Genomic DNA, 25,360 nt, shown 5'->3' on the forward strand with positions numbered 1-25,360 from the left:
CAGATGAACGACTCGGAAGGGCTCCCGCTCAGCGGGGGCCCTTCGTCATGTCCGGGACCGTCAGCGGAAGTCGCGGGACTTCGTGGTCGCCTTCAGCTGCAGGACCTCGATGCGGTCCGCCACGACGTTGACGATCCCCTCGGCGGACCGCTCCAGGATGCCCCTGACGATCACGCTGCCGGCCTCCCGGGCGACGCGGCGATAGCGCTGCCACACCCCCACGGAGCAGATGACGTTCACCAGTCCCGTCTCGTCCTCCAGGTTCATGAAGGTGATCCCGCTCGCCGTCGCCGGTCGTTGCCGGTGTGTCACGACTCCCGCCACCTCGATCCGCCGGCCGGACTCGGACGTCCTGAGCTCCTGCGCCGTCAGGGCGCCGCGGCGCTTCAGCCGCGCCCGGGCATGGCGCACGGGGTGGTCGTCAGGGGTGATGCCCGTGGACCACAGGTCGGAGCCCACCTTGTCGATGTCCGAGAGCTCGGGCATCAGGGGAGGCTGGATGTAGACGGCAGTGCCCCTGATCTGGCCCTCGCGCTCGGTGGATGCCGGTCCGGCGTTCCAGAGTGCCTCGCGGCGGCTCAGGCCCATCGAGTCGAAGGCACCGGACGCCGCGAGGGCCTCGAGCTGGCCCGCGGTGGCACCCGTACGGCGCGCGAGGTCCGGCATGTCCTCGTAGGCCCCGTTGCGATCCCGCTCGGCGACGATCCTCCCGGCGAGCTTCTCTCCGACGGTGTCGACGCCGGCCAGCCCGAGCCGCACCGCGTAGTTGCCGTCACGGCGGTGGGCTGTCGAGTCGAACGGCGTGTCCTGGTCGAAGTAGCCGACCGGGGGCTGCTCGTCCTCCGTGCAGCAGTCCGTCCCGGTGGTGCGCCCGGCCGGATCATCGGCGGGCTCGTAGCCCTCGAGCGGTTCGAGGTCGGCGTGCACCCCGGAGTGCAGGATGTCGGGCCGCAGGACCACGGCTCCGTGCCGCCGGGCGTCGGCGACGAGTGTCTGCGGTGAATAGAACCCCATGGGCTGCGCCCTCAGGAGCGCGGCGAGGAACGCCCCGGGGTAGTGCAGGCGCAGCCAGGCGCTCACGTAGACCAGCAGGGCGAAGCTGATCGAGTGGCTCTCAGCGAAGCCGAAGTTCGCGAAGGCGTGGATCTTGCTGTAGATGGTGTCCGCGACGTCGCCGGTGATCCCGTTGGCGGCCATGCCCTCGTACAGCGTGGCCCTGAGGGAGTCGATCCGCTCCTCGCCGCGCTTGGATCCCATGGCGCGGCGCAGGAGGTCTGCGTCCGCCCCGGAGCAGCCGCCCACCACCATCGCCATCTGCATGAGCTGTTCCTGGAAGAGCGGGACGCCGAGGGTCCGTTCGAGGACCGGTTCGAGGTCGGGATGGAGGTACCGGACCTCCTCCTCGCCCGTCTTCCGCTTGATGTAGGGATGGACGGCGCCACCCTGGATGGGTCCGGGCCGCACGAGGGCCACCTCGATGACGAGGTCGTAGAACTGTCGGGGTTGCAGCCGTGGGAGCATGCCCATCTGCGCGCGGCTCTCCACCTGGAAGACCCCCACCGAGTCCGCGAAGCACAGCATGTCATACACGCCCTGCTCCTCCTTGGGGATCGTGTGCAGCTCCCACTTCTCCCCGAGATGCCGCTCCACGAGGTCGAAGTTGTACTGGATCGCCGCGAGGATGCCGAGACCCAGCAGATCGAACTTCACCAGCCCCATCCAGGCGCAGTCGTCCTTGTCCCACTGCAGGACCGTCCGCCCCTCCATCCTTCCATGCTCGATCGGGCATACTTCTCCCACGGGGCGATCGGTGAGCACCATGCCCCCGGAGTGGATCCCCATGTGGCGGGGGAACGTCAGGACCTCCTGCGCCAGGCCCACGACGGACTCGGGGATGTCGTGGTCGGTGCTGGAGACGAGCCCGCCCCACCGCTCGATCTGCCGCGACCAGGCGTCCTGCTGGCCGGGACTGTGGCCGAGGGCCTTCGCCATGTCCCGGACGGCGAACTTGGGACGATAGGTGATGACATTGGCCACCTGGGCGGCGTTGAAGCGCCCGTACTTCCGGTAGACGTACTGGATGACCTCCTCACGGCGGTCCGCGTCGAAGTCGACGTCGATGTCGGGCTCCTCGTCGCGCATGCTCGAGAGGAAGCGCTCGAAGGGGAGCTGGTACTTGATGGAATCGACGGCGGTGATCTCCAGCAGGTAGCAGACCGCGGAGTTGGCGGCCGAGCCCCGTCCCTGGCACAGGATGCCGTTGCGGCGCGCATAGTGCACCAGGTCGTGGACGATCAGGAAGTAGCCCGGGAAGTTCTTGCTCTCGATGACGTCCAGCTCGCGTTCGATGCGGTCGCGGACGTCGGTCCGGCTCCCGTAGAGCCTGTCGGCCCCCTGCCACACGAGTTCGCGGAGATAGCTCATCTGGGTGTGGCCCTCGGGCAGGTCGATGGTCGGCAGTCCGGGCCTGACGCTGCGCAGGGTGAAGGAGAGGTCCGCGGCGATGTCCACCGTGCGCTCCACCGCCCCGGGGTAGTGCTTGAAACGCCGCGCCATCTCCGCACCGCTGCGCAGGTGGGCGGCGCCGGCCGCGGGAAGCCAGCCGTCCATCTGGTCCAGGCTCCGGCGGGCCCGGACCGCAGCAAGGGCCGAGGCGAGCCGGTGCTGCTCCGGTGTCGCGTAGTGCACGTTGTTGGTCGCCACGGTGGGCAGCCCCACGCGGGCCGCGACGGCGCTCAGGGCGTCGTTGTGCGCCGTGTCCAGGGGATTGCCCTGGTTGACGAGCTCGACGGCCACCGACTCCCGGCCGAACAGTTCGACGAGGTTCCGGAGCTCGGCCTCGGCCGCGGACTCACCCGCAGCGACGAGCGCCGAGCGGACCGCACCCTTCCGGCAGCCCGTGAGGATCATCCACTGGCCGGCGGCATGCCCTGCGAGGCGTTCGAGATCGTAGCGGGGCTTCCCCTTCTCGGCGTCCGCGTGGAGCTGGGCGTCGGTGATGGCCGTGGACAGGCGGTGGTAGCCGGCGGATCCGCGGGCGAGGACCAGCAGGTGCCGCCCTTCCGGGTCGGCCTCCCCGTTCTGCGGCCGGGACAGGCCGAGCGAGAGTTCCGTCCCGTACATGGTCGAGATCCCGGGGTGCTTCTCGGCGGCCTCCGCGAAGCGCACCGCGCCGTACAGCCCGTCATGGTCGGTGAGCGCCATGCCGGTGAGTCCGAGCCGCCGGGCTTCCTCGGCGAGGTGTTCCGGGCTGGAGGCGCCGTCCAGGAAGCTGAAGTTGGAGTGGACATGCAGTTCCGCGTACGGCACCACGGGCCCCTCGGGGGCCGGGACCCCGGCGGGAGCGGTGTAGGGCCGGCGCTTGCGGGACCAGGCAGGGCTGTCGCCGCCGTCGGCCCCGACGGGCGGCGCGCCGGGCCGGGTGTCGGAGAGGTTCCGTTCGAAGTCCGACCACGGGATGGGGGGGTTGTTCCAGCCCATCAGTCGTAGCTCGCCTCGACCCACCACGCGTGGTCCTCGAGCAGCAGGAGCCAGGCCGATCCCGAGTGGTCCACCAGCTGGAAGCGGTTGAGGACGCGCCCCGCTGGGTCCCACCAGCGTTCGTCGATCGGCCACGGGCCCGCCCAGGAGTGCACGGGCCGCCGATCGTCGTGGGGCCCGGCGCTGAAGAAGGAGGGATCGGCGGTCAGGAGACCGCGGGGGTCCACGTCCACCGGCTTGCCCCGGGAATCGACGACGACGGCGGGCACGGGGTCGGCGAACACCGTGGCCGGTGCCGGACCGGGCAGGCGGCCCGGCCAGGGCTGCGTACGGTCCCTGGCCTTAGCCGTCGAGGACTGCTGCGGGCCGGCCGGTGCGTCTCCCCACGGGATGAGGACCCGGCGGTCCGCGAGGAGCCGACCCCCGGCGATGATCCCGGTCAGCACGGCGCCGTGGCCCAGCATGCTCTGCACGCGGGCCAGTCCGTGGTGGATCCCCGCGTCCGGTCCCGTGCCCCACAGGCCGTCCGCGTGGTCGGCGAGGTCCTCCACGATGTCGGGCACGATGTGGACCCTCGTGATGCCGGAGGTCAGGCCGTGGTCCGAGGCGTTGGTGCCCTGGAGCTGCCAGCGCACGCGGTCCACGACGTCCTCGGCGTCGAACCAGCGCGGATGCCGCCACCGGCGCTCGGACACCTCGCCCGACTCCGTGTGCAGACGGACCTGCAGCGCCGTGCACACCAGTCCCGCCTCCCGCAGTCCGTCGACGAACTCGCCGGCCCGGGTGCGGAACGCGAAGGCCAGCTGGTCGATGCGGGCGAGGGGTGGCTCGAAATCAGCGGTGACGTCCAGGTGCGGCGGGGGCGTCCGGGCGACGACGTCCCGGTGGTCGAGTCCGCTCGCCTGGCGGTGCGCGAGGGCACCCTCGGCGCCGAAGCGGTTGCGGACGTCGGAGGCCCTGAGCGCCGCGAAATCCGCGAGGGAGCGGATGCCGAGGCGCTTGAGCAGCACGGTGAGCTTCGGCTGTTCGAGGACGTCCAGGGGGTAGCTGCCGAGGAACCAGGGCGATCCACCCTCAGGGATGACGACCAGCTGCTCGACGTCGTCGTCCAGTTCGTCGGTGGCCCGGGCGGCCTGTTCGGCGGCGAACGGGCCGTCCGCGATGCCGATCCGCAGGTCGCTGAGGCCGATGGCCGCGAGGGTCCGGAAGACCACGTCCGCGGCCCCGCGCTCGCCGCCGTAGTAGCGCGCGGGGCCCTTGATCCTGATGGCGCACAGCCCGGGGCGGATGACCTGCACACCGGGCATGATCGTCTCCACGGCCGCGGTCACCGGTTCGAAGGTGCGCTCGTCCAGCGACGGGTCGTACGGGAGGGATACGAGTCCGGTGCTGCGGGCCTGGGCCTCCCGGACGCGCAATCCCCTCCTCACGCCGTCCTGCCGTGCTGCGGGGGAGCAGGCGAAGACCTCCCCCCGGTCCACGAGGACGAGTGCCGTGTCGGCGGGCAGCGCATGCTCGCGCAGGGCCGCCGTGATAGGCCAGTCGGGGCACCAGAGCATCATGGTCCGGGTGGCGGTCGCCGTCCCTGCCGGCGGTGTGGCCGTCACGAGGACTTCATCAGCCGTGGTTCGAACAGGGTGGACGCCGTGGCGAAGGAGGGTCCGGGAGGGGCGAGGGCGGTGGGCGCCTCCGGAGAGGTGTCCTGCAGGTCCGCCAGCCCCACGTAGGCGTGGCGGAGCCGCCCGGAGGGCTGGGTCGCGGTGATCTTCAGGCGCCGGGACCGCAGGTGGCCCGAGCCCGACCCGAGGCCCTCCCAGGCGCTCTCCGCCACGCCGAGGGTGGAGTCGCTCTGCTTCCAGTTACCGAGGGTGATGAGTGCCGCTCCGCGCTGCCGGAGGCGTGCTTTGAGCCGGGCCCATTCCGTGGGCGCCAGGTGGTCCGGGGCGCGGGTCAGGATGACGGAGACCACGTCCACGAGGGCCGCGGTGACCGTGAGCCACTGGGAGCCGGGATCGGGGACCAGGATGAGGCGGTCGAGGTTGATGCCGAAGCCCTCGGCCGCCTCCACGCTGAAGTCCGGCATGCCGACGACGCTGCACCACGCGCCGGTCGAGGAGGGGCCGGCGAGCAGGGCCATGGCCAGGGTGGTGGAGTTGCGGACGGTGTAGGAGCCCCCCGACTGGAGGCCTCCGCCCGGCAGGATGTGCGCGAGGGCCGGAACCGTGGGCAGGCGGCGGGAGTCGAGCGTGGTGGCCTGCATGCTGTTGATGCGGGCCTGGAGGTCGAGGGTGGTGTCCTGGATTCCCCGACCGCCGGCCGCCCCCTGCCGCGTCCTCCCGGCATCGGGGGAGGGCTCGTCCCTGTCGAGGGCGGAGCCGGCAGCTGGAGGCGTCACTCGTCAATATTCGAACAGGTGTTCGAATAAGTCAATCGTCGTGCCTCACTCCTGGGCCGGGGCCCGTGTGACGCATGGGACTTTGTCCCGTGCGGTGCTCAGGCGTCGGTCGCCTTGCGTGCGGCGTCGCGTTCCTTCACCCGCGCGGCCTCCGCACGGACGGCCGCCTGCGTGGCCCGCTCCGTGACCAGCCATGCGGGGGGATCCTGCAGCAGGGCGGTGATCTGCTCGCTCGTCAGGGGATCCGTGAGGCCACCGCGTGCCAGTCCGCCGATGGAGATGCCGAGCTTCTGCGCGACGACGGGGCGCGGGTGCGGGCCGGTGCGGCGCAGTTCGGCGAGCCACTCCGGAGGTGTCTGCTGCAGTTCGTCGAACTCCGCGCGCGTCAGCTCGGCCTCCTGGAAGTCCTGGGGGGTGGCGGGCAGGTAGATTCCCAGTTTCTTGGCCGCCGTGGCGGGCTTCAGGGTCTGGGGGGTTTTCGCGGGAGTCATGGTCCCAGCTTAACCGTCCGCCTCGCCGTCGTCGGCAGGCGCTACTGTGATCAGATGCCCGCAGACCAGCCCAGAACCCTGTCCGTCGGCTTCGTGCCGGGCGTGACGCCGGGGAAGTGGGTGGCCCGGTGGCGTGAACGGCACCCCGGGGTGGACCTCGCACTCCACCAGCACGACGACGCCCTGACGGCGCTGCTGGACGGATCCGACGACGTCGTCTTCGTCCGCCTGCCGGTGGAGCGCACCGGGATCCACCTGATCCCCCTCTACGAGGAGCAGCCCGTCGCGGTCATGGCGCGTGACAACGAACTGTCCCTCTACGACGACGTACCGCTCGGGGAACTCGAGGGGGAGTCCCTGCTCGACATCGAGGAGTGCGGCGGCCCGAAGACTGCCGTGGAGGTCGCCGCGACCGGCGCCGGCGTCGTCGTCCTGCCGATGTCCCTCGCCCGCCTGTACTCACGCAAGGACGCCGTCCACCGCCCCGTCCCGGGGCTTCCCGTGACGACCATCGGGATCGCCTGGCGTGTGGAGGACGAGTCCGAGGACGTCGAGGAGTTCATCGGCATCGTGCGCGGACGCACGGCCCAGAGTTCACGGCAGCCGTCGCAGCGTGAGGCCCCGAAGAGGACCGCGTCCCAGAAGGCCGCCGCGAAGAAGGCCGCGGCCGGCGGGAATCCCCGCGAGCAGAAGGGGGCCGGGAAGCCGCGGAAGCCTGCGCGTCCTGCAGGGTCCCGCGGGAAACGGCGCTGACCTCCCCGCGGTGGAGGCCTGCCCGGTGCGCAGTTGGGGCGGGTGTGTGGCGCAGTGACCCGCCGCAGGTGCGCGCCGAAGGCGATCGCGGGTCCAATCTGCTCCCTGGCCCGCGACCTGCTACCCGGACACGGAAAGGCCCGCCCCGCGCGATGCGGGACGGGCCGGTGCTGCCGTGATGCGTCAGGTTGCGGAAGCGAGGGCGAAGACGGCGGTGGCGATGGCGAAGCCCATGACGCCGATCGTGGTCTCCATGACGGTCCACGTCTTCAGGGTGGTCTTGACGTCCATGTTGAAGAAGCGGCCCACGAGCCAGAAGCCGGAGTCGTTGACATGGCTCGCCACCACGGAACCGCCGGCGACGGCCACCACGAGGGCTGCCAGCTGCAGGCCGTTGTAGTCGCCGGCAAGGATCGCGGGGGAGATGAGGCCCGCGGCGGTGGTCAGTGCCACGGTCGCCGAGCCCTGGGCGATGCGGAGGATCGCGGCGATCAGGAAGCCGGCGAAGATGATCGGGATGCCGAGATCGCCGAGGACGTCGGCGAGTGCGTCGCCGATGCCGCTGGCCCGGAGGACGCCGCCGAACATGCCGCCGGCGCCGGTGATGAGGATGACGGAGCAGACCGGGCCGAGCGCCGATTCCAGCGTGCTCTCCAGCGCGGTCTTGTCGATCCCGCGGCGACGGCCGAGCACGTAGGACGCCACGAGGAGGGTGATCAGCAGGGCCACGGGGGTCTCCCCGAGCATGCGCAGGAGCTGGAACCATCCCTGTTCCGTCACGCTCTCGTCCACGGCACCCGAGCGGGCCAGCGTGTTCAGGCCCGTATTGAGGAAGATCAGTGCCAGGGGCAGCAGCAGGATCCCGACGACGGTGCCGAACTTGGGCGGGTTCGCCTCGGCGTGCTCGTCGGCCGTGCCGAGCAGCTCGGGGACGGGCAGGACGTACTTCCTGCCGGCCCAGAGGCCGTACAGGTAGGAGGTCACGTACCAGGTGGGGATCGCGGCGAGGAGGCCGATCATGATGACGAGGCCCACGTTCGCACCGAAGAACTCGGACGCGGCGACGGGTCCCGGGTGCGGCGGGACGAAGATGTGCATGACGGAGAAGGCGCCCGCGGCGGGGAGTCCGTAGCGCAGCACGCCGCCGCCGAGGCGTCGGGCGACGGAGAAGACGATGGGCAGCATGACCACGAGGCCGGCGTCGAAGAAGATGGGGAAGCCGAAGATCAGCGAGGCGACGCCGAGCGCGAGGGGTGCCCGCTTCTCGCCGAAGGCCCGGATGAGGTAGTCGGCGAGCACCCTCGCGCCGCCACTGGTCTCGACCAGGCGCCCCAGCATCGCGCCGAGGCCCACCAGCAGCGCCACGGCGCCGAGCGTGTTGCCGAAGCTGCTGACCATCACGGGGACGATCTGCGACGTGGGGATCCCGGTGGCGAAGGCGGTGGCGAGGCTGATGAGGATCAGGGCGACGAACGCGTGGATGCGGAGCTTGATGATCAGGAACAGCAGCGCGAGGATGGCCGCTGCGGCGATCAGGAGGAGCGGACCGGCGGTGAGGCTCTGGGTCCATCCTTCGATGGTCATGTTTTCTCCATTGAAAGTGGTGCGGATCGGGGGTGGGGGGTCAGTTGCTGGGCAGATCGAGCTGGTCGATGACGTGGGTCGTGACGTCGTCGGGCGTACCGGTGTTCTGGATGCGGATGCCCAGCTCATCAGGTTCCAGGGGTTCGAGCGTGCTGAGCTGCGACGGCAGGAGCGACTCCGGCATGAAGTGGCCGCTGCGGGTCTTCATGCGCTCGAGGATGAGATCGGTGTCGCCGAGCAGGTGCACGAACCGCACCTGGCCCTCTGCCCCGGTGAGGAGGTCCCGGTAGGAACGCTTCAGGGCTGAGCAGGTGACGACGGTGCTGCGGCCCGCCTGCGCCTGGAGGGTCATCCAGGCGCGCATGGACTCCAGCCAGGGCCAGCGGTCCTCGTCGGTGAGCGCCGTGCCGGCGGTCATCTTCGCGATGTTCGCCGCGGGGTGGAAGTCGTCCGCCTCGGCGAACACCCAGCCGAGCCGTTCCGTGAGGCGGGAGGCGATGGTGGTCTTCCCGGACCCGGAGATACCCATGACGACCACATGGTGTGGCTGTGCATCCATGCTGACTCCCTTGTCGGTGCTGTGGAACGGTTCGCGATCGGAGTAAAGGTAACACCTTTCACGCCAAAGGTAGTACCTTTTCGGGTTTGCACGATCGCTCTATCGTTAGGGGATCGGCCGGGTGGCCGCCGGCGCATGGAGGAGGACGATGACGTCGCAGTCAGTACCGGCGGGATCACCGGGGGAGGCAGCCGCGGTGTTCCACACGCGGATCATCGACGCGCTGGGCCAGGACATCGCGGACGGCGTGCTGCCCGAGGGCACGCGGCTGACGATCGAGGGCCTGCAGCAGCAGTTCGGGGTCTCGCGCACCGTGGTGCGGGACTGCATGCGGGTGTTGGAGTCGATGAACCTGATCGTGCCCAAACGCCGGATCGGACTCGTGGTGCAGGGCCCCGAGCGGTGGAACGTCTACGATCCCCGGGTCATCAGGTGGCGGCTCCACGGCCCGGGGCGGGCGGACCAGTTCCGTTCCCTCACGCACTTGCGCCGCGCCGTCGAACCGGTCGCGGCGGCCCTTGCGGCCCGGCACGCCTCCGGGACGCAACGCCTGCGGATCGCGGCGCTCGGGGAGGACCTGCGGCGGCTGGGCGAAGCCGGGTTGCTCGAGGAGTTCCTGGAGGCGGACATCGAGTTCCACACGCTCGTCCTCGAGGCGAGCGGCAACGAGATGTTCCTGGCCCTGCGGGAGGTGATCGCCGAGGTGCTCTCGGGCCGGACCCGACAGGGCCTCATGCCGCACCATCCGAAGGAACACGCACTGTGGACCCACGAGCAGGTGGCATCCGCGATCAGGGGCGGTGATGCCGCGACGGCGGAGGCGTGCATGGAATCGCTGCTTGCCGAGGTCAGCGAGGCCATCGACTGAGCAGGGCGACCAGGGGACGTGAAGTCCTCGCGATACTGCACGCGTTGACCTGAGGGCGGCACGGGATGGGCCGCCCGTACTCAGATGAGGTGGCGTTCGCTCCGGTCGTGAGCCGGTCCGGTTCGACCTCGTCCTGTAGACCAGCGGAGACGGCCCGAGATTTTCGCGGGCGGCACCAGCGCGACAAACTCGCATGCTCAAGGTCCGGAAGGTCCTCAAGAAGGATGAACTCCATCGGCAGCATCAGGGTAAGGCTTCGCTGAGGGCTGGACATGCCGGCGCTGCAGTACTGCCCCACCTGCCAGACGAACGGCGAAATCTTGGCGGACCGGAGAACGTCCAAGTTCCTGAAGTAGGAAGATCCGGCACCCAAGGCGTTCCGGCCGACCCTTCCACGGGTCCTCGAGACCGTTCCTTTCGAGTTCTGCCAGTCTTCCTCGGCGGCGGTCTGTCTTTCCCTTGGGGACCCTTGGCACCCGGCTGCTCTTCGAGCGGACCCCACCACGCGGCGACTGCGGCGGCGCCGCGGACGGTGGCGCTGGTGGTCGGATTGCGGTTCGGGACTTATGGTCCTACCGGGCACGCCCGTGGGGCGTAGCGTTTTGATCCAAACTCGCATGTCTTGGTCAACACTAAAGGGTCACAATGCGCCGGTCTCGCCCCGCCGTCCTCGGAATGGTCTTGGCCCTCGCCCTCGGCAGCGGCCTCGGGGGCACGGCTCTGGGGCCTCCCGCGGCCGCTGAATCGGCGGTGGCTGCGCAGTGGAGCGTTCCGGCGTTGACGGCGGTCGAGCAGGCCGGCGACGACGCGATCGAGCAGCACTATGAGCAGCTCGGCGGCAGCGCATCGTTCCTCGGCACGCCAGTCGGCAGCGCGTACGACATCGCTGGGGGTCGCGCCCAGGACTACGCCGCCGGGACGATCTATTGGAGCCCCGGTACCGGAGCGCACGAGGTGCACGGGGCGATCCGCGGACGCTATCTCGCGTTGGGGGGACCGGCCGGCTTCCTGGGCTTCCCGCTCACGGACGAGACCGTCACCCCGGGCGCCGCTGGTCGGTACAACCACTTCAGCGGTGTGAACGCCGGTTCGTCGATCTACTGGAGCCCCGGTACCGGAGCGCACGAGGTGCACGGGGCGATCCGCGGACGCTATCTCGCGTTGGGCGGACCGGCCGGCTTACTGGGCTTCCCGCTCACGGACGAGACCGCCACCCCCGACGGGGTCGGCCGGTACAACCACTTCAGCGGTGTGAACGCCGGTTCGTCGATCTACTGGTCGCCCGCCACGGGAGCCTACGAGGTGTACGGAGCGATCCGAGCCCAGTGGGTGGCCCTCGGTTGGGAGCGCAGCCGGCTCGGCTACCCGACCAGCGGCGAGTACGGCATCACGGGCGGGCGCCGCAGCGACTTCCAGCGCGGTTCGATTCTGTGGCACGCGGCCAGCGGCAGGACCGAGGTCATCAACACCAGCGTCCCGTCGACGCTCCTGGGCGTGGACCTCGAGCGCATTCCGACCACGCAAAAGGTTGTCGCGCTCACGTTCGACGCCGGCGCCAACGATGCCGCCCTCCGATCGATCCTCGCCACCCTCGCAGCCAACGGCGTCCCAGGCACATTCTTCCTCACCGGAGACTGGGTTTCCCAGTTCCCCTCCGACCCGGCGCTGATCTATAACGCGGGGCATCGGATCGGCAATCACTCCATGACCCACCCAGACTTCACGACCTTGGCCGACGCCCAGATCGCGGCCGAGATCAGCAGCGCGCAGAGGACCATCAGGGCCGCTGGAGGCGACCCGCTCCCGTTCTTCCGCTTCCCCTTCGGCGCCCGCGATTCCCGCACGATCGCAGACGTCAACGGTGCTGGTTACGCGGCGATCCGGTGGACCGTTGACACCCTGGGCTGGCAAGGCACCATGAATGGAACCCGCGGCGCGAGCTTCATCGTCCAGCGCGTCATGGCTTCCGCGCAGCCCGGGGAGATCGTCCTGATGCACCTCGGCTCGAACCCCGACGACGGCTCAACGCTCGATGCCGCGGCCCTCCCACAGGTCATCGCCCAGCTCCGGGCGGCAGGCTACGGCTTCGTCACCCTCGACGCCGCCCTATGATCCTTCATCTGGTCATTCCACCGATGGCTGGATTCAACCGGTCGGCGCAGCAGCCCGTTGGTGTTCTCGTTCGTGCCTCGCTGACGCGCGCCCAGGTCTGTCGCTTCGACCGAGCTCGTAGTACGCGCAGTGCACGCCCGGTTCGAATGTGCAGGACGAGTACGCGCCTCAGGGCCCCGAGGCTCTTGATGTAAAGCGCCTGGTAGATGGCTTCGTCGGAGATGCGCATGGACTCATCATCGGGGAAATCGGCCTTGAGCCGATGAGAGATTGCTCCCGACTCCACCCCAACACCCGTTTGCGGTCAACCTGGGGCCGCGACCGGTGTTGAGAAGGGGTCGATCACCCCGGACCGCTGCACCGCCGGGCACCGACGCGCTGACCGGCGTGGAAGAGTAACGACGCATCCTCAACCCCGTCGAGGCAGTATCCGCGCAGGAATGGGCTCAATTGACGCAGGACGACCAGGGCTCTGCGGGAAGGCGCCGGACAGACAGGAGGGGATGCGCGCGGCGCATCCCCTCCTGTGCGGTCTGCCGGGGTCGGTCAGACGGTGGCCTTGTCGGTGCCGGCGGGGGAGACGACTTCTGCGGTGGGCTCCATGTTCTCGGCGTCGACCATCCACGCGTACTGCTCGAGCTTGGCGATGAAGCCGTGCAGCAGGTCCGCGGTGGTGGGGTCCTCCTCGTCGATCTGGTCGTGGACGTCGCGCATGGTCGTGACGGTTGCGTTCAGCATCCGGACCACGAGGCCCACGGTGTCCTTCGTCGAGACGAGGCCTGCCGGGAACGGATCGATCTTGGTGCCCTCGGCCACGGCCACGCTGCGGCCGTCGGGCACGGCGTGCAGTGCGCGCATCCGCTCCGCCATCTCGTCCGCGAACAGGCGGGCGTCCTCGATGATCTCGTCCAGCTGCAGGTGGAGGTCACGGAAGTTCTTGCCGACGACGTTCCAGTGGGCCTGCTTGCCCTGCAGGTGCAGTTCGATGAGGTCGACGAGGACGGCCTGCATGTTGTCTGTGAGGGTGGGTGATGCCTTCATGGATCCTCCAGTGCTAGAGAGATTTTCTCCTCCCGGCCGGGCGCCGGAGGCGCTGATTCCCGCCGGAGGGACTCCTTTCACCCTAGCCCTGCGCGTTGGTCAATTCCAGCCGATCTGCCTACGCTAAGGGGACTTACGGTTTCGTCGTGTCGTATGCCCTGCGACGGTGTGCGGGCGGCGCCGGAGTCCGACCAAGGAGGAACCGTTTTGGCTTCAGTGCAGGAATCCATCGACGTATCAGTACCGGTCAGCACCGCCTACAACCAGTGGACCCAGTTCGAGAGCTTCCCCCAGTTCATGGGCGGCGTGGATTCGATCACGCAGACCTCGGACACCTCCACCCACTGGGTGACGAGCATCGGGGGAGTGCATCGCGAGTTCGATGCCGAGATCACCGAGCAGCACCCCGACGAGCGGGTGGCCTGGAAGAGCACCGACGGCGAATCCCATGCCGGCGTGGTCACCTTCCACCGCCTGGACGAGAACACCACCCGGCTCATGGTGCAGATCGACTGGCACCCGGAGACGTTCATCGAGAAGGTCGGGGCGGTCGTCAACGCCGATGCCTCCCAGGTGAAGGGCGACCTCAAGCGCTTCAAGGCGTTCATCGAGAAGAGCGGCGGCGAGACGGGTGCCTGGCGCGGCGACGTCGCGGCACCGCCGTCGGGTGTCACGTCCGAGGCGGAGCCGGCCAACAGCGTCCTGCCGGACACCTCGGCGGACGATCCCGAGTCGGGCGGCCCGCGCGTCGGCTGACCCGGTCCGTGTGGGGGAGGCGGATCCCTTCGGGGGTCCGCCTCCTGCGCGTCCTAGGGGATGTCCCCCACCGCGATGGACGCGCTCAGGCGTGGCCCAGGCGGTAGCCGTCCCCCCGGTGGACGAGCCGGCGGCCGCCGCCGTCGTTCAGCAGGATCCACACCACGGAGGCATCATCGGTCCTCATGTCCAGGACGCCGTGGAGCTGGGGCCCCGTGGCGTGGCGGAGGGTGACGTGCTGGCCGCGCCTGAAGCCCGACCAGTCCTGGACCTCGGCATCGGGGGCTGGGGGGAGAGCGTTCATGGTGGGCCTTTCGGGAGGTTCCGGGACTCCCACGCTAGCCATGCTTCCTGAACGGCGTGTGAATGCCCGCTGAAGGTTGATGCCGTCCTGGTTCCGCGCGTGGTCACAGGGTCCGCCAGTCCCCGCTCGTCAGGTGCGATCCCGCTTGGGGTCCCATGAGGAGCATGCCGCCGTCGACCACGAACGAGGCCCCGTTCACGTAGCTGGAGGCACCGGAGGCGAGGAAGGCCACGACGTCGGCGATCTCCTCGGGCGCGCCGGGGCGGCCGAGCGGGATGCCCGGACGGTCCATGGTGCGCGGGTCCTGCTCCTCGGAGTTGTTCATGGGGGTGTTGATCTCGCCGGGCAGCACGGCGTTGGCGGTGATGCCCCGGTCCGCCAGTTCGAGGGCGATGGTCCGGATGAGGCCGCCGAGGCCGTGCTTGGAGGCGTCGTATGCCGCCGAGCCCACGCGGGGCTGTTCCTGGTGCACGCTGGTGACGGCGATGATGCGTCCGCCCCGGCCGCCGTCGATCATGTGCCGTGCCGCACGCTGGAGGCAGACGAAGGCGCCGTCGAGGTTCGCCCCCATGGTGCCGCGCCACGTGTCCCAGTCCGTCTCCATGAACATGGTGCCGCCGTTGACGCCGGCATTGTTGACGAAGACGTCGAGGCCGCCGAGCTCGTGGGCGAGCCGGTCGACGACGTCGCCGCACGCGGGTGCATCCGTGGTGTCGAGCTGCGCGACCGCGGCCCGCACGCCCTTCTCCCGGACGAGCCGCGCGGTCTCCTCGGCTCCCTCCCGGTCGGAGTGCCAGGTGACGCCGACGTCGCAGCCCGCCGCGGCGAGGGCGAGGGCCGTTGCACGGCCGATGCCGGAATCGGAACCGGTGACGATTGCTCTGCTCGGTGTGAAGTCCATGTCCCCATCCTTCGCACCCGGCCGCGCCGCATGCAAGGGGAACCCGGGGATCGACGCCGGGTACCCCCGGACGGGTGTCCGGGGGTACCCGGGTGGGTGGTCCTACGCGTCGACGGCGCCCTGGGGGGCCGAACCGGAAGCGGACGACTGCACCGGCTCGGCGGATTCTCCGCTGATCACCTCGATCTTGCGGGGCCGCGCACGCTCGATGACGGGGATCGTCACGCTGAGCACGCCGTTCTCGTAGCGGGCGGCGATGCCTTCCGTGTCGACGCCCTGGCCGAGGTTGAGCTGGCGCAGGAACGAACCGCTCTCGCGCTCGCGGGTCAGCCACTTGACGCCCTCGGCACTGCGCAGCGTGCGCTCGGCGCGGATGGTGAGGAGCTGGCCGTCGACATCGATGTCGACGGATCCCGGATCGATGCCCGGAAGATCCGCGGAGAGGACGTAGTGGTCCTTCTCGCGGTAGAGGTCCATCGGCATGAGGCGCAGGCCGGGGCGGCCCTCCAACAGGGCGCCGGTCACGCGGTCCAATTCACGGAACGGGTCGAATTTCATGGCCACGGGAAACAACTCCTTCGCTGATGCCACCGGCAGGTGGTTCGTTCGTCGAGAGTTGAGCGCCCTCCGCTCAACTACGAAAAATGTTAGCACTCGAACACGGCGAGTGCTAAGGAGTGATGTTCGCCCAGGACGAAATCCCCGAGACGCGGAAAAGGCCCGTACCGACGTAGCGGTACGGGCCTTCCCAGTGGCGCTGTCTCCAGCCGATCCTCGTGCCTGCGCGGGGCCTTGATCCCCGGGCCTTCCGCGTGTGAAGCGGATGCTCTACCAGACTGAGCTACACAGGCAATTGGTTCTCCCATAGCTTAGGCCATCCGGGCGCCGCGCCAAATTCTCCCGGTACAGCAGCGCGGGGCACGGCGGCGTCCGGCCTCCTGCCGGGAACCGTGCTGGTCATCGCCGTGCTGCCTCAGTAGCCTGAAGGAAAGCCTGCTGAGCGTTCCAGGCGCCTGCCGGGCACCACCCCACGAAGGGACAGCACCATGGACAACCAGGACATCCTGCAGCGCATCCAGACACTCGTCCAGGAGGAGCACGATCTCCGGGAGCAGCCCCAGGATGCCGGCGCCGGGGCGGAGCAGCAGGACCACGCCGCCCGCCTCAAGCGCGTCGAGGAGGATCTCGACCAGTGCTGGGACCTGCTGCGCCAGCGTCGCGCGAAGGCCGACGCCGGAGAGAACCCGGCCGACGCCGACGCCCGTCCGGTCAACCAGGTGGAGGGGTACCGCCAGTAATGGCCCTGCCCCTCGTATTGTTCGACGTCAACGGGACCCTCTCGGACCTGGGGCGCATGTCGCAGCACTTCGAGGAGCTCGGAGCTCCTCCGCAGCTGGCCGCGCTGTGGTTCACCTCGGTGCTGCGTGACGGCTTCGCCCTCACGGCCGCCGGGCGGAACGCTCCCTTCGGCGAGATCGCCGGGGACGCCCTCCGCACGGTCCTCGCGGGGCAGGCGCTCAACCGGGACATCGATGACGCGCTCGCGCACGTGATGACGAGCCTGCAGGAACTGCCCGTCCACCCGGACGTCGTCGAGGGGCTCCAGGCCCTGACCGGCCAGGGCTTCGAGCTGGCAGCTCTCACCAACGGGGCGGCTGCGACCGCGGAGGCCCTCCTCGAGCGGGCGGGTGCCCGCGGCGCCGTCGGTGCCGTCCTGTCCGTCGAGGACGCGCCGCGGTGGAAGCCCGCCCCGGAGTCCTATGCCTACGCCCTCCGGGCGGTACGGCGGGAGGCGCACGACGTCGTGCTCGTCGCGGTCCACCCGTGGGACATCGACGGGGCCGCGCGGGCGGGGCTCCGTACGGTCTGGCTCGACCGCGCCGGGGCGCCGTACCCGACCGTCATGACGCGCCCGGACCACGAGGTGTCGACGATCGCCGAGCTGCCGGACCTCCTCGTCCGGGGCTGACGCGCAGCCGACGGACCTGCTGCGGCAGGCGAGGCCCCTCCCGCGCCGGTGCATCAAGAAAGCGTAAAGACTCCGTGGCCGCGGCAGGTCGTCGGGTTGAATGAGCCTCTGGTGCGGACGGTCCGCGCCGTTCGCACCGTCCCCGGAGGTCGAGGGCATCCCCGCCATGTCACGCACCGCACCACTCCGGGAGTTCCGCCGTTCCACGGAAGCAGGCCTGCGCCGGTCCGCGCACGCCGTCGCGGTCCGGCTGGAGCGGCTCGGTCCCCGCCACCCGGCCCAGGTGATCGTGCTCGGCTTCGGAGCGGCGATCCTCGTCGGAACGGTACTGCTGATGCTCCCGAGCTCGAAGGTGGGCGAGGGCGGCGCCACGTTCCTCGAGGCGCTCTTCACGGCCACCTCCGCCGTCTGCGTCACGGGCCTGATCGTCGTCGACACGCCGGTCTACTGGACCGGTGCCGGGCAGGTGATCATCCTGGGGCTGATCCAGGTCGGGGGCTTCGGCATCATGGCTTTCGCCTCCCTCCTGGGCGTCCTGCTGGCCCGCCGGATGGGTCTCCGCTCGCGCATCTCGGCGGCGGCGGAGACCAAGAGCGTCGGCTTCGGCGACGTCCGCAGCGTGCTCCTCGGTGTCCTGCGGATCACGCTGGTCGTCGAGTCCGTGACGGCGGTGCTGCTCGCTGCGCGCTTCGGGCTGCACTACAACCACAACCTCGGGGAAGCGGTGTGGCTCGGGATCTTCCACGCGGTGTCCGCCTTCAACAACGCCGGGTTCGCGCTGTTCAGCGACAACCTGATCGGGTTCGCGGGCGACCCGTGGATCTGCCTGCCGATCTGCGCAGCCGTCATCGTCGGCGGGCTGGGTTTCCCGGTCCTCTTCGAACTCCGACGCCACTTCCGGTACCCCCGCAAGTGGCACATGACCACCAAACTGGTGCTGAGCGGCACCGTGGTGCTCCTGGTCCTCGGGACGGTCTTCATCACCCTCGTCGAGTGGTCCAACCCTGCGACCCTCGGTGCCCTACGGCCGCAGGAGAGGATCCTCGCCGGATTCTTCCAGTCCACGATGACCCGGACGGCCGGCTTCAACAGCGTCGACTTCGCACAGCTGGATCCGGTCACCCTGCTCGCCATGGACGTGCTGATGTTCATCGGCGGCGGTCCCGCCGGAACGGCCGGTGGCCTGAAGATCACCACGTTCGGCGTGCTGTTCTTCATCCTCTACACCGAGATCACCGGCGGTACCGCCGTCAACGTCTTCGGCAAGCGTCTGCCCCGGTCCGTCCACCGGCAGGCCATCTCGATCGTCCTGCTCGCCGTCGGACTCGTCACCACCGCGACGATGTTCCTCATGCTCACCACCGACTTCGGGCTGGACCGGATCCTCTTCGAGGTCGTCTCCGCGTTCGCGACGGTCGGCCTGTCCACGGGCATCACGGCCGGCATCCCGCCCGCGGGCCAGGTGGTCCTGATCCTCGTGATGTTCGCCGGACGCCTCGGCCCGGTCACCCTCGCCACGGCGCTGGCCCTCCGCTCCAAACCCCTCTACTACGAATACCCGAAGGAAAGGCCCCTCATTGGCTAGGCAACGCATGTTCTCCTCCAGGCCCGCCGATGCGATCGCAGCCGTGGATTCCGTCGCCGTCATCGGCCTCGGCCGATTCGGAGGAGCCCTGGCCCTCGAACTCGAGGATGCCGGGACCGAGGTGCTCGGGATCGACAACGACGAGGACGTCGTCCAGTCCTACAACGGCCGGCTCACGCACGTGGTGCGCGCCGACACCACGAAGGAGGAGGCCCTGCGCCAGCTGTCCCTGCCCGACTTCGACCGGGTGGTGGTTGGGATCGGCAGCGACCTCGAGGCGAGCATCCTGACGACGTCGATCCTGCTCCGCTTCGAGCGGCCGACCATCTGGGCGAAGGCCGTCAGCGAGCCCCACGCGCAGATCCTCTCCCAGCTGGGGGTGGAGCGTGTGATCCGTCCCGAGCAGGACATGGGCAGGCGCGTCGCACACCTGGTCCGGGGGACCATGCTCGACTACGTGGAGTTCGAGGACAACTTCGCCATGGTCAAGACCCGGCCGCCGCGGGAGTACTGGGACCGCGATCTCGGGACCACGGGGATCCGCGCCCGGCACGGCGTGACAGTGGTCGCCGTGAAGCGGCGCGGGGGCACCTGGGACTACACGACGGCCGCGACCACGCTGTACGACGACGACGAGATCATCGTGGCAGGGCCGACGGACAAGGCCGAGCACTTCAGCTCCCTCGTCTGAGCGGCCGGCGCAAGGCCCATGATGCGGCGTCCTTTTTCACGGTCCGCGCCCGCCTCGCGCTACGCTGGTCATCTTGGTGAGCCGGGAAGTCTGGTCGGCGCTCACACGAGCGAGCCCGATCCTAGGAACCCATGACCTCCCATCACGCCCCGTCCAGTCCGCCCGGGACGCCCCCCGGCGCAACGGTCTTCCGCCGCAGCAGCTACCCCGAACACCTGCGCATCTCCGGCATCCTGCGCAAGGAGACCGTCGGCGGAGGGCTCCTCCTGCTCGCCACGGTCCTGGCGCTCGTCCTCGCCAACACCGCCGCGGCGGACACGTACTTCGCCGTCCGTGACTTCCGGTTCGGCTACGAACCCTGGCACCTCGAGCTGAGCGTCGGGGCCTGGGCCGCGGACGGCCTGCTCGCCATCTTCTTCTTCCTCGCGGGACTCGAGCTCAAACGCGAGTTCGTCGCCGGTGACCTGCGCAAGTTCGACCGCGCGATCGTGCCCGTCGCCGCGGCGATCGGCGGGGTCGTCGTGCCCGCCCTCGTGTATGTCGCGATCACGCTGAGTGCGGGCCCCGAGGCACTGCGCGGCTGGGCCATCCCGACGGCGACGGACATCGCCTTCGCCGTGGCCGTCCTCGCCGTCGTCGGCTCCTCGCTCCCTAGCTCGCTGCGCATCTTCCTGCTGACGCTCGCCGTGGTGGACGACCTCCTGGCCATCAGCATCATCGCGTTCTTCTACTCGGAGGACATCTCCGTACCGCCCCTGCTGATCGCGATCGTCCCGCTGGCGGCCTACGCCTTCCTCGCGCAGCGCTTCCCCACCTTCTTCCAGCGTCGAACCTGGGCCCCGTGGCTGATCCTGCTCCCGCTCGGGTTCGTGGTGTGGGCCCTGGTCCACGAATCGGGCGTGCACGCCACCGTCGCCGGCGTCCTGCTCGGCTTCGCGATCCCCGTCCTCCCGCACGGTGTGAAGGCATCCGACCTCGACGACCCGGCACAGCCCGTCGACACCGAGCCGGCGGACGGACCGGGCAAGGCGCACGACGTGCAGCCGGACGGCCTGGCCGACACCCTCGAGCACCGCATCCGCCCGCTGTCCGCGGGCTTCGCCGTGCCCGTCTTCGCGTTCTTCTCCGCCGGGGTGGCCATCGGCGGCCTCGAGGGCCTCGTGAGCGCCATCACCGATCCCATCGCCGTCGGCATCATGGTGGCGCTCGTCATCGGCAAGCCCGTAGGCATCCTGCTGGCCACCCTCGCCGTCACGAAGACCACCAGGGCGAGCCTGGACCCCGATCTCTCCTGGGTGGACATCGTCGGCGTCGCCCTGCTGGCGGGCGTCGGCTTCACGGTGTCGCTGCTCATCAGCGAACTCGGCTTCGGCCAGGGCACGCCGGAGGACGACCACGCGAAGGTCGCCATCCTCGCCGGCTCCCTCATCGCCGCGCTCGCCGCCGCCGTGCTGCTGCGCCGCCGGAACAAGCGGTACCGCGAGATCGCGGAGCAGGAGACGATCGACGCCGACAACGACGGCGTCCCCGACGTCTTCGAGCAGCGCTAGGTCAGGCGTTCGCGCGCCGCCACAGCCAGGACAGCGTCAGGGCGCCGGCACTGCGGCGGAAGCCGCTCTGCCCGGACACCACCTCGAGCACGGCCCAGACGGCCAGGCACACTGCGCTGGCCCGGCGCAGGCGCTCGCGGTTCTGCTCGTCGAGCGCCACGAACGAGGCCGCGCCGAGCACCGCCCACCCCAGGATCGGCGCGTTCGGCTTCTGGGCGACCGTCTGGCGGCCGAGGCTGTCGGTGAAGAAACCCATCACGCACCCTTCTTCCTGGAGGAGCCGGACTCCTTGGCGGACCCGGCCTTCTTCTTCTCGCGGTTCTTCTCGACGCTGCGCCGCAGGGCCTCCATGAGGTCCAGCACGTTGTCGCCGTCGTCCTCGTCCCGGGTGCCGCCGAACGTCTCCTCGGTGTCGAGGGTGTCGCCCTTCTCGATCTTCGCGTCGATCAGGGTGCGCAGCTGCACCTGGTACTCGTCGGTGAAGTTCTCCGGGTCGAAGTCGGTGGAGAAGGAGTCCACGAGGGCGGCCGACATCTCCTTCTCCTTGGCCGAGATCCGCACCTTCTCCTCGAGGGACGGGAAGGACGCCTCCCGCACCTCGTCGTCCCACAGGAGCGTCTGGAGCATCAGGACCTCTCCCCGCACGCGCAGGGCGGCGAGGCGGCTCTTCTGGCGGAGGGAGAACTGCACGATGGCGGTGCGGTCCGTCTCCTCGAGCGTGCGGCGCAGCAGGACGTAGGCCTTGGTCGAGGTGCTGTCCGGCTCCAGGAAGTATGCGCGGTCGAGCATGATGGGATCGATCTGGTCGCTCGGGACGAACTCGACCACCTCGATCTCCCGGCTCCTCTCGACCGGCAGGGCGGAGAGGTCCTCGTCCGTCAGCACCACGGTGTGCTCGCCGTCGTCGAACGCCTTGTCGATGTGCTTGAAGTCCACCACCTCGCCGCACACCTCGCACCGCCGCTGGTAGCGGATGCGGCCGCCGTCCTTGTCGTGCACCTGGTGCAGGGAGATGTCATGATCCTCCGTGGCGCTGTAGACCTTGACCGGCACGTTCACCAGGCCGAACGCGACGGCACCCTTCCAGATGGCTCTCATGGGTCCAGTGAACACCAAGCAGGCTTACCGGGCCAGACCATGCCCGCCGTCCACCCCTAGACTTGGGGGGTGACTTCCGAGACCGTAGAGCCCATCGTCAGCAAGACCACCAGCGACGACGGCGGGACCGTGCTGCGCCTGGAGTTCCAGTTCGCGTTCCCGCCGACCGTGCTGTGGAAGCACCTCACGGAGGTCGAGAAACTGAAGTACTGGTTCCCGTGCGAGATGGAGTTCGAGCCCCGCAAGGACGAGGAGATCCTGTTCCGCTTCGCCGACCAGAAGCCCCTGCGCGGGACGGTGCTGGAGGCCGAGCGGCCGTCGGTGCTCGCGTACACCTGGGAACGGGACACCCTCCGCTGGGAGCTCGCGCGGACCGCTGAGAACGGCACGCAGCTGGTGCTGTTCCTGACCCCGGGCAGCCCCCGCCACTCCGCCACCATGGCGGCCGGCTGGCACCTGACCATCGCCGGTCTCGACGACTTCCTGAACAAGCGCAGCCTCGGCCAGGACCCCGCGGTATGGGACACCTACGTGGCCCGGTACCGCCGGCAGTTCGGAGACTGAGTCCCGGCAGGGACCCTCCGGGGCTGCTCCACCGATTGGGACTGGAATACCGCGGGCATCCGGTCAAGACTGGGGGAATGGCCCCTCCCCGCTCCGCAGGGCAGCAGACCGTCACCGTCGAGGGGCGCACGCTGCGCCTCTCCAGCCTGGACAAGGTGCTGTATCCCGCCACCGGCACCACCAAGGCCGAGGTCCTCGCCTACTACGCGGCCGTGGCACCGCACCTGATCCGCCATGCAGCGCACCGCCCGGTGACACGCAAGCGCTGGGTGCACGGTGTCGGCACGCCCGAGGAGCCGGGCCAGGTGTTCTTCCAGAAGAACATCGACGACAACGCCCCCGCCTGGGTCCCGCGGAACACGATCAAGCACAGGGGCCACACCAACGTCTACCCGATGGTCGACGACCTTGCCACGCTCACCTGGCTGGGGCAGATCGCCGCGCTCGAACTCCACGTACCCCAGTGGCGCTTCGCGGCGGACGGCACCCCGGCGAACCCCGACCGCCTCGTCCTGGACCTCGACCCCGGCGACGGTGCAGGACTGGCGGAGTGCGCCGTCGTCGCCGGGCTCGCCCGGCCGATCCTGCAGGGCATGGGGCTCGAGCCCTTCCCCGTCACCAGCGGCTCCAAGGGGATCCACCTCTACTGCGCCCTCGACGGCCAGCAGACCTCCGAGGAGGTCTCCGCCGTCGCCCACGAACTCGCGCGCGCGCTCGAGGCCGACCACCCGGACCTCGCGGTCAGTGGCATGACGAAGGCCCTCCGCCCCGGCAAGGTGCTCGTGGACTGGAGCCAGAACAGCGCGAACAAGACGACGGTGAGCCCCTACTCGCTGCGCGGGCGCTTCCGGCCGACCGTCGCCGCACCGCGCACCTGGGAGGAGATCGGCTCCGAGGGCCTCGACCACCTCGACTACCGCGACGTCCTGCAGCGGGTCGGGACACTCGGGGACGTCCTGGCTCCGGCGACACACCCCTTCTCCCCGGCCGGGGACGGCGGAGCCGCGTCGGACCGGCTCTCGACGTACCGGTCCATGCGCGACGCGGCGAAGACCCCCGAACCGGTCCCCGAGGAGGTGGGACCGACGGGCGGCAACAGCTTCGTGATCCAGGAGCACCACGCGCGGCGGCTGCACTACGACGTCCGGCTGGAACGCGAGGGCGTGCTCGTCTCCTGGGCCGTCCCGAAGGGGCCTCCCCTCACGCCGGACAGGAACCACCTGGCCGTGCAGACCGAGGACCACCCCCTCGACTACGCCATCTTCGAGGGACATATTCCCAAGGGGGAATACGGGGCGGGGGATGTGACCATCTGGGACGCGGGCACCTACGAGCTGGAGAAGTGGCGGGACGGCAAGGAGGTCATCTGCACGCTCCACGGGAAGCCCGACGGCGGCCTCGCACGGGGCGGCGCCGCGATCCGCCGCTACGCGCTCATCCACACGGGCGGCGCGCCGGGCGGCAGGAGCAACTGGCTGATCCACCTGATGAAGGACCAGCCCACCCCGGCGCAGCAGGATCCGGGCACGGAGCAGGACCCGCAGGACCCGGAGTCCGCCACGGACGCCGGCCTGGATCCCGTCACGCCCCCCGCCAACCCCGTCCCCGCGGCCCCCGACCTCCCCGCATCCGGCCTCCCCGCATCCGGCCCTGCATCCGGCCCCGACCCCGTGCGGCCCATGTTCGCGACGCTCGGCTCCGAGCAGGCCATCCCCGATCCGGAGGACTGGGCGTACGAGATGAAGTGGGACGGCGTGCGCTGCATCGCCGTCGTCCGGGACAGCAGGGTCCGGTTGATCAGCCGCAACGGCGTCGACGCCACGCCCACCTACCCGGAGCTCGGCGACCTCGGCGGGTTCCTGAGCGCGGACAGCGCGGTGCTCGACGGCGAGATCGTCGCGCTGGACACCAGGGGCCGCCCCGACTTCGGGCTCCTGCAGACCCGCATGAAACTGGCCCACCGGGCCGAGATCGAGGCCGCGCAGGCCGCCACGCCGGTGCGCCTCATGCTCTTCGACCTCCTGGAGCTCGATGGCAACGACCTGACGGGCCTCGAGTACCGCCAGCGCCGGGAGCTGCTCGGGAAGGCCGTCGACGACGCGGAGGACGGTCACGTGCAGGTCCCGCCGGTGCTCGACGCCACGCTCCGGGAGGCGGTCGAGGCGAGCCGGCAGCTGGGACTGGAGGGCATCATGGCCAAACGCCTCTCGAGCGACTACCAGCCCGGCACGCGCTCGGCGTCGTGGGTGAAGATCAAGCACGTGCACACGCAGGAGGTCGTGGTGGTGGGCTGGCGTCCCGGCCGGGGCAGCCGTGCGGCGAAGGTGGGGTCCCTGCTCGTCGCCGTGCCAGACGGCGTGGACCTGCGCTACGTGGGCCGTGTGGGATCGGGCCTGACCGAGCGAGACCTCGCGGAGGTGGGCGCCCGCCTGAAGAAGCTGGCCCGCAAGACCGCCCCGCTCGGCGACGTCCCGGGCGCCGACGCCTCCGACGCCCACTGGGTCCGGCCTGCCCTGGTGGGCGAGGTCCAGTACAGCGAGCACACCGGCACGGGCCGCCTCCGGCATCCCGTCTGGCGCGGCTGGCGCCCCGACAAGTCACCGTCCGACGTCGTCGTCGAACTCTGAACGGACCGAAACCGCGCATCACCCAAGGAGGC

General features: G+C 69.8%; 23 protein-coding genes, 1 tRNA gene and 1 pseudogene. 11 read left to right on the forward strand and 14 right to left on the reverse strand.

Features of this window, described 5'->3' with window-relative positions:
* Positions 1 to 60: 60 nt before the first annotated feature.
* The 4 genes from RY94_RS06020 to RY94_RS06035 all read right to left on the reverse strand — a co-directional run bounded on the left by RY94_RS06020 (position 61) and on the right by RY94_RS06035 (position 6,366).
* On the reverse strand, positions 61 to 3,480 hold the full coding sequence (locus RY94_RS06020) for an error-prone DNA polymerase (RefSeq protein ID WP_043442708.1): 3,420 nt from the start codon (positions 3,478 to 3,480) through the stop codon (positions 61 to 63).
* Entirely contained in the window at positions 3,480 to 5,087 is a 1,608-nt protein-coding gene (locus RY94_RS06025) for a DNA polymerase Y family protein (RefSeq protein ID WP_082046096.1), read from the reverse strand. The genes RY94_RS06020 and RY94_RS06025 overlap by 1 nt, the downstream gene beginning before the upstream one ends.
* The gene (locus RY94_RS06030) at positions 5,084 to 5,875 is read right to left on the reverse strand and encodes a hypothetical protein (protein ID WP_197060603.1); all 792 of its coding nucleotides are present in this window, start codon (positions 5,873 to 5,875) and stop codon (positions 5,084 to 5,086) included. Before RY94_RS06030 ends, RY94_RS06025 begins: the two co-directional genes overlap by 4 nt.
* 98 nt (positions 5,876 to 5,973) lie before the next feature.
* Entirely contained in the window at positions 5,974 to 6,366 is a 393-nt protein-coding gene (locus RY94_RS06035) for a DUF5997 family protein (protein ID WP_043442711.1), read from the reverse strand.
* Positions 6,367 to 6,420: 54 nt separating this feature from the next.
* Here RY94_RS06035 and RY94_RS06040 point away from each other — a divergent pair, with 54 nt between their 5' ends.
* Entirely contained in the window at positions 6,421 to 7,119 is a 699-nt protein-coding gene (locus RY94_RS06040; protein ID WP_052274014.1) for a LysR family transcriptional regulator substrate-binding protein, read from the forward strand.
* Between the two features lie 183 nt (positions 7,120 to 7,302).
* On the opposite strand, the gene RY94_RS06045 is transcribed toward RY94_RS06040, so the two are convergent.
* Positions 7,303 to 8,703 (reverse strand): GntP family permease, encoded by a 1,401-nt coding sequence (locus RY94_RS06045; protein ID WP_043442715.1) that lies wholly within the window; start codon positions 8,701 to 8,703, stop codon positions 7,303 to 7,305.
* Positions 8,704 to 8,743: 40 nt separating this feature from the next.
* Complete coding sequence (locus tag RY94_RS06050; RefSeq protein WP_043442718.1) at positions 8,744 to 9,262, reverse strand: gluconokinase; 519 nt, start codon at positions 9,260 to 9,262, stop codon at positions 8,744 to 8,746.
* Between the two features lie 148 nt (positions 9,263 to 9,410).
* Between RY94_RS06050 and RY94_RS06055 the strand changes: the two genes are divergently transcribed.
* Both RY94_RS06055 and RY94_RS16735 read left to right on the forward strand, forming a co-directional pair.
* Positions 9,411 to 10,130 (forward strand): FadR/GntR family transcriptional regulator, encoded by a 720-nt coding sequence (locus tag RY94_RS06055; RefSeq protein WP_043442720.1) that lies wholly within the window; start codon positions 9,411 to 9,413, stop codon positions 10,128 to 10,130.
* 645 nt (positions 10,131 to 10,775) lie between these two features.
* Positions 10,776 to 12,242 (forward strand): polysaccharide deacetylase family protein, encoded by a 1,467-nt coding sequence (locus tag RY94_RS16735; protein WP_197060604.1) that lies wholly within the window; start codon positions 10,776 to 10,778, stop codon positions 12,240 to 12,242.
* A gap of 106 nt (positions 12,243 to 12,348) precedes the next feature.
* On the opposite strand, the pseudogene RY94_RS18340 reads toward RY94_RS16735, so the two are convergent.
* Positions 12,349 to 12,513: pseudogene (locus RY94_RS18340) on the reverse strand (IS30 family transposase); the annotation flags it as partial.
* 275 nt (positions 12,514 to 12,788) lie between these two features.
* Positions 12,789 to 13,283 carry a Dps family protein gene (locus tag RY94_RS06070; RefSeq protein ID WP_043442723.1) on the reverse strand — a complete coding sequence of 165 codons (495 nt, stop codon included), beginning with the start codon at positions 13,281 to 13,283 and terminating at the stop codon, positions 12,789 to 12,791.
* A gap of 216 nt (positions 13,284 to 13,499) precedes the next feature.
* On the opposite strand from RY94_RS06070, the gene RY94_RS06075 reads away from it, so the two are divergent.
* Entirely contained in the window at positions 13,500 to 14,039 is a 540-nt protein-coding gene (locus tag RY94_RS06075; RefSeq protein WP_331375296.1) for an SRPBCC family protein, read from the forward strand.
* Between the two features lie 85 nt (positions 14,040 to 14,124).
* Here RY94_RS06075 and RY94_RS06080 read toward each other — a convergent pair whose 3' ends face one another.
* The 4 genes from RY94_RS06080 to RY94_RS06095 form a co-directional block, all read right to left on the reverse strand.
* Complete coding sequence (locus tag RY94_RS06080; RefSeq protein WP_043442729.1) at positions 14,125 to 14,343, reverse strand: hypothetical protein; 219 nt, start codon at positions 14,341 to 14,343, stop codon at positions 14,125 to 14,127.
* A gap of 103 nt (positions 14,344 to 14,446) precedes the next feature.
* Complete coding sequence (locus tag RY94_RS06085) at positions 14,447 to 15,244, reverse strand: SDR family oxidoreductase (RefSeq protein WP_043442732.1); 798 nt, start codon at positions 15,242 to 15,244, stop codon at positions 14,447 to 14,449.
* Positions 15,245 to 15,346: 102 nt separating this feature from the next.
* Positions 15,347 to 15,802: an Hsp20/alpha crystallin family protein gene (locus RY94_RS06090; RefSeq protein WP_043443799.1), complete on the reverse strand. Its 456-nt coding sequence runs from the start codon at positions 15,800 to 15,802 to the stop codon at positions 15,347 to 15,349.
* 219 nt (positions 15,803 to 16,021) lie between these two features.
* Positions 16,022 to 16,095 (reverse strand) — tRNA-Val (locus tag RY94_RS06095).
* A gap of 195 nt (positions 16,096 to 16,290) precedes the next feature.
* Here RY94_RS06095 and RY94_RS06100 point away from each other — a divergent pair.
* The 5 genes from RY94_RS06100 to nhaA all read left to right on the forward strand — a co-directional run bounded on the left by RY94_RS06100 (position 16,291) and on the right by nhaA (position 21,039).
* Positions 16,291 to 16,542, forward strand: a complete 252-nt coding sequence (locus RY94_RS06100) for a DUF2630 family protein (RefSeq protein WP_043442735.1) — start codon at positions 16,291 to 16,293, stop codon at positions 16,540 to 16,542.
* Positions 16,542 to 17,213, forward strand: a complete 672-nt coding sequence (locus RY94_RS06105) for a haloacid dehalogenase type II (RefSeq protein WP_043442737.1) — start codon at positions 16,542 to 16,544, stop codon at positions 17,211 to 17,213. The genes RY94_RS06100 and RY94_RS06105 overlap by 1 nt, the downstream gene beginning before the upstream one ends.
* Positions 17,214 to 17,313: 100 nt before the next feature.
* Positions 17,314 to 18,798: a TrkH family potassium uptake protein gene (locus tag RY94_RS06110; RefSeq protein ID WP_231554434.1), complete on the forward strand. Its 1,485-nt coding sequence runs from the start codon at positions 17,314 to 17,316 to the stop codon at positions 18,796 to 18,798.
* A 7-nt stretch (positions 18,799 to 18,805) separates the two neighbouring features.
* Positions 18,806 to 19,489 carry a potassium channel family protein gene (locus RY94_RS06115; protein ID WP_043442739.1) on the forward strand — a complete coding sequence of 228 codons (684 nt, stop codon included), beginning with the start codon at positions 18,806 to 18,808 and terminating at the stop codon, positions 19,487 to 19,489.
* Positions 19,490 to 19,620: 131 nt separating this feature from the next.
* Positions 19,621 to 21,039, forward strand: a complete 1,419-nt coding sequence (gene nhaA, locus RY94_RS06120) for a Na+/H+ antiporter NhaA (RefSeq protein WP_043442741.1) — start codon at positions 19,621 to 19,623, stop codon at positions 21,037 to 21,039.
* A gap of 1 nt (position 21,040) precedes the next feature.
* On the opposite strand, the gene RY94_RS06125 is transcribed toward nhaA, so the two are convergent.
* Positions 21,041 to 21,295 carry a hypothetical protein gene (locus RY94_RS06125; RefSeq protein WP_043442742.1) on the reverse strand — a complete coding sequence of 85 codons (255 nt, stop codon included), beginning with the start codon at positions 21,293 to 21,295 and terminating at the stop codon, positions 21,041 to 21,043.
* Complete coding sequence (gene ku, locus RY94_RS06130; RefSeq protein WP_043442746.1) at positions 21,295 to 22,137, reverse strand: non-homologous end joining protein Ku; 843 nt, start codon at positions 22,135 to 22,137, stop codon at positions 21,295 to 21,297. Before ku ends, RY94_RS06125 begins: the two co-directional genes overlap by 1 nt.
* A gap of 69 nt (positions 22,138 to 22,206) precedes the next feature.
* On the opposite strand from ku, the gene RY94_RS16740 reads away from it, so the two are divergent.
* The gene (locus RY94_RS16740; protein ID WP_052274016.1) at positions 22,207 to 22,701 is read left to right on the forward strand and encodes an SRPBCC domain-containing protein; all 495 of its coding nucleotides are present in this window, start codon (positions 22,207 to 22,209) and stop codon (positions 22,699 to 22,701) included.
* 77 nt (positions 22,702 to 22,778) lie between these two features.
* Positions 22,779 to 25,328, forward strand: a complete 2,550-nt coding sequence (locus tag RY94_RS06140; protein ID WP_043442749.1) for an ATP-dependent DNA ligase — start codon at positions 22,779 to 22,781, stop codon at positions 25,326 to 25,328.
* Positions 25,329 to 25,360: the final 32 nt, after the last annotated feature.

It is taken from the genome of Arthrobacter sp. L77, assembly GCF_000816565.1.
Lineage (GTDB): Bacteria > Actinomycetota > Actinomycetes > Actinomycetales > Micrococcaceae > Arthrobacter_D > Arthrobacter_D antioxidans.

Bases quoted from the DNA above. Each gene is read 5' to 3' on its own strand.
- RY94_RS06050 (WP_043442718.1), bottom strand. From the start codon at position 9,262: ATGGATGCACAGCCACACCATGTGGTCGTCATGGGTATCTCCGGGTCC.
- RY94_RS06045 (WP_043442715.1), bottom strand. From the start codon at position 8,703: ATGACCATCGAAGGATGGACCCAGAGCCTCACCGCCGGTCCGCTCCTC.
- RY94_RS06140 (WP_043442749.1), top strand. From the start codon at position 22,779: ATGGCCCCTCCCCGCTCCGCAGGGCAGCAGACCGTCACCGTCGAGGGG.
- RY94_RS06070 (WP_043442723.1), bottom strand. From the start codon at position 13,283: ATGAAGGCATCACCCACCCTCACAGACAACATGCAGGCCGTCCTCGTC.
- RY94_RS06105 (WP_043442737.1), top strand. From the start codon at position 16,542: ATGGCCCTGCCCCTCGTATTGTTCGACGTCAACGGGACCCTCTCGGAC.
- RY94_RS06035 (WP_043442711.1), bottom strand. From the start codon at position 6,366: ATGACTCCCGCGAAAACCCCCCAGACCCTGAAGCCCGCCACGGCGGCC.
- RY94_RS06115 (WP_043442739.1), top strand. From the start codon at position 18,806: ATGTTCTCCTCCAGGCCCGCCGATGCGATCGCAGCCGTGGATTCCGTC.
- RY94_RS06100 (WP_043442735.1), top strand. From the start codon at position 16,291: ATGGACAACCAGGACATCCTGCAGCGCATCCAGACACTCGTCCAGGAG.
- RY94_RS06125 (WP_043442742.1), bottom strand. From the start codon at position 21,295: ATGGGTTTCTTCACCGACAGCCTCGGCCGCCAGACGGTCGCCCAGAAG.
- RY94_RS06040 (WP_052274014.1), top strand. From the start codon at position 6,421: ATGCCCGCAGACCAGCCCAGAACCCTGTCCGTCGGCTTCGTGCCGGGC.
- RY94_RS06080 (WP_043442729.1), bottom strand. From the start codon at position 14,343: ATGAACGCTCTCCCCCCAGCCCCCGATGCCGAGGTCCAGGACTGGTCG.
- RY94_RS06090 (WP_043443799.1), bottom strand. From the start codon at position 15,802: ATGAAATTCGACCCGTTCCGTGAATTGGACCGCGTGACCGGCGCCCTG.
- nhaA (WP_043442741.1), top strand. From the start codon at position 19,621: ATGACCTCCCATCACGCCCCGTCCAGTCCGCCCGGGACGCCCCCCGGC.
- ku (WP_043442746.1), bottom strand. From the start codon at position 22,137: ATGAGAGCCATCTGGAAGGGTGCCGTCGCGTTCGGCCTGGTGAACGTG.
- RY94_RS06085 (WP_043442732.1), bottom strand. From the start codon at position 15,244: ATGGACTTCACACCGAGCAGAGCAATCGTCACCGGTTCCGATTCCGGC.
- RY94_RS06020 (WP_043442708.1), bottom strand. From the start codon at position 3,480: ATGGGCTGGAACAACCCCCCCATCCCGTGGTCGGACTTCGAACGGAAC.
- RY94_RS06110 (WP_231554434.1), top strand. From the start codon at position 17,314: ATGAGCCTCTGGTGCGGACGGTCCGCGCCGTTCGCACCGTCCCCGGAG.
- RY94_RS16735 (WP_197060604.1), top strand. From the start codon at position 10,776: ATGCGCCGGTCTCGCCCCGCCGTCCTCGGAATGGTCTTGGCCCTCGCC.
- RY94_RS06055 (WP_043442720.1), top strand. From the start codon at position 9,411: ATGACGTCGCAGTCAGTACCGGCGGGATCACCGGGGGAGGCAGCCGCG.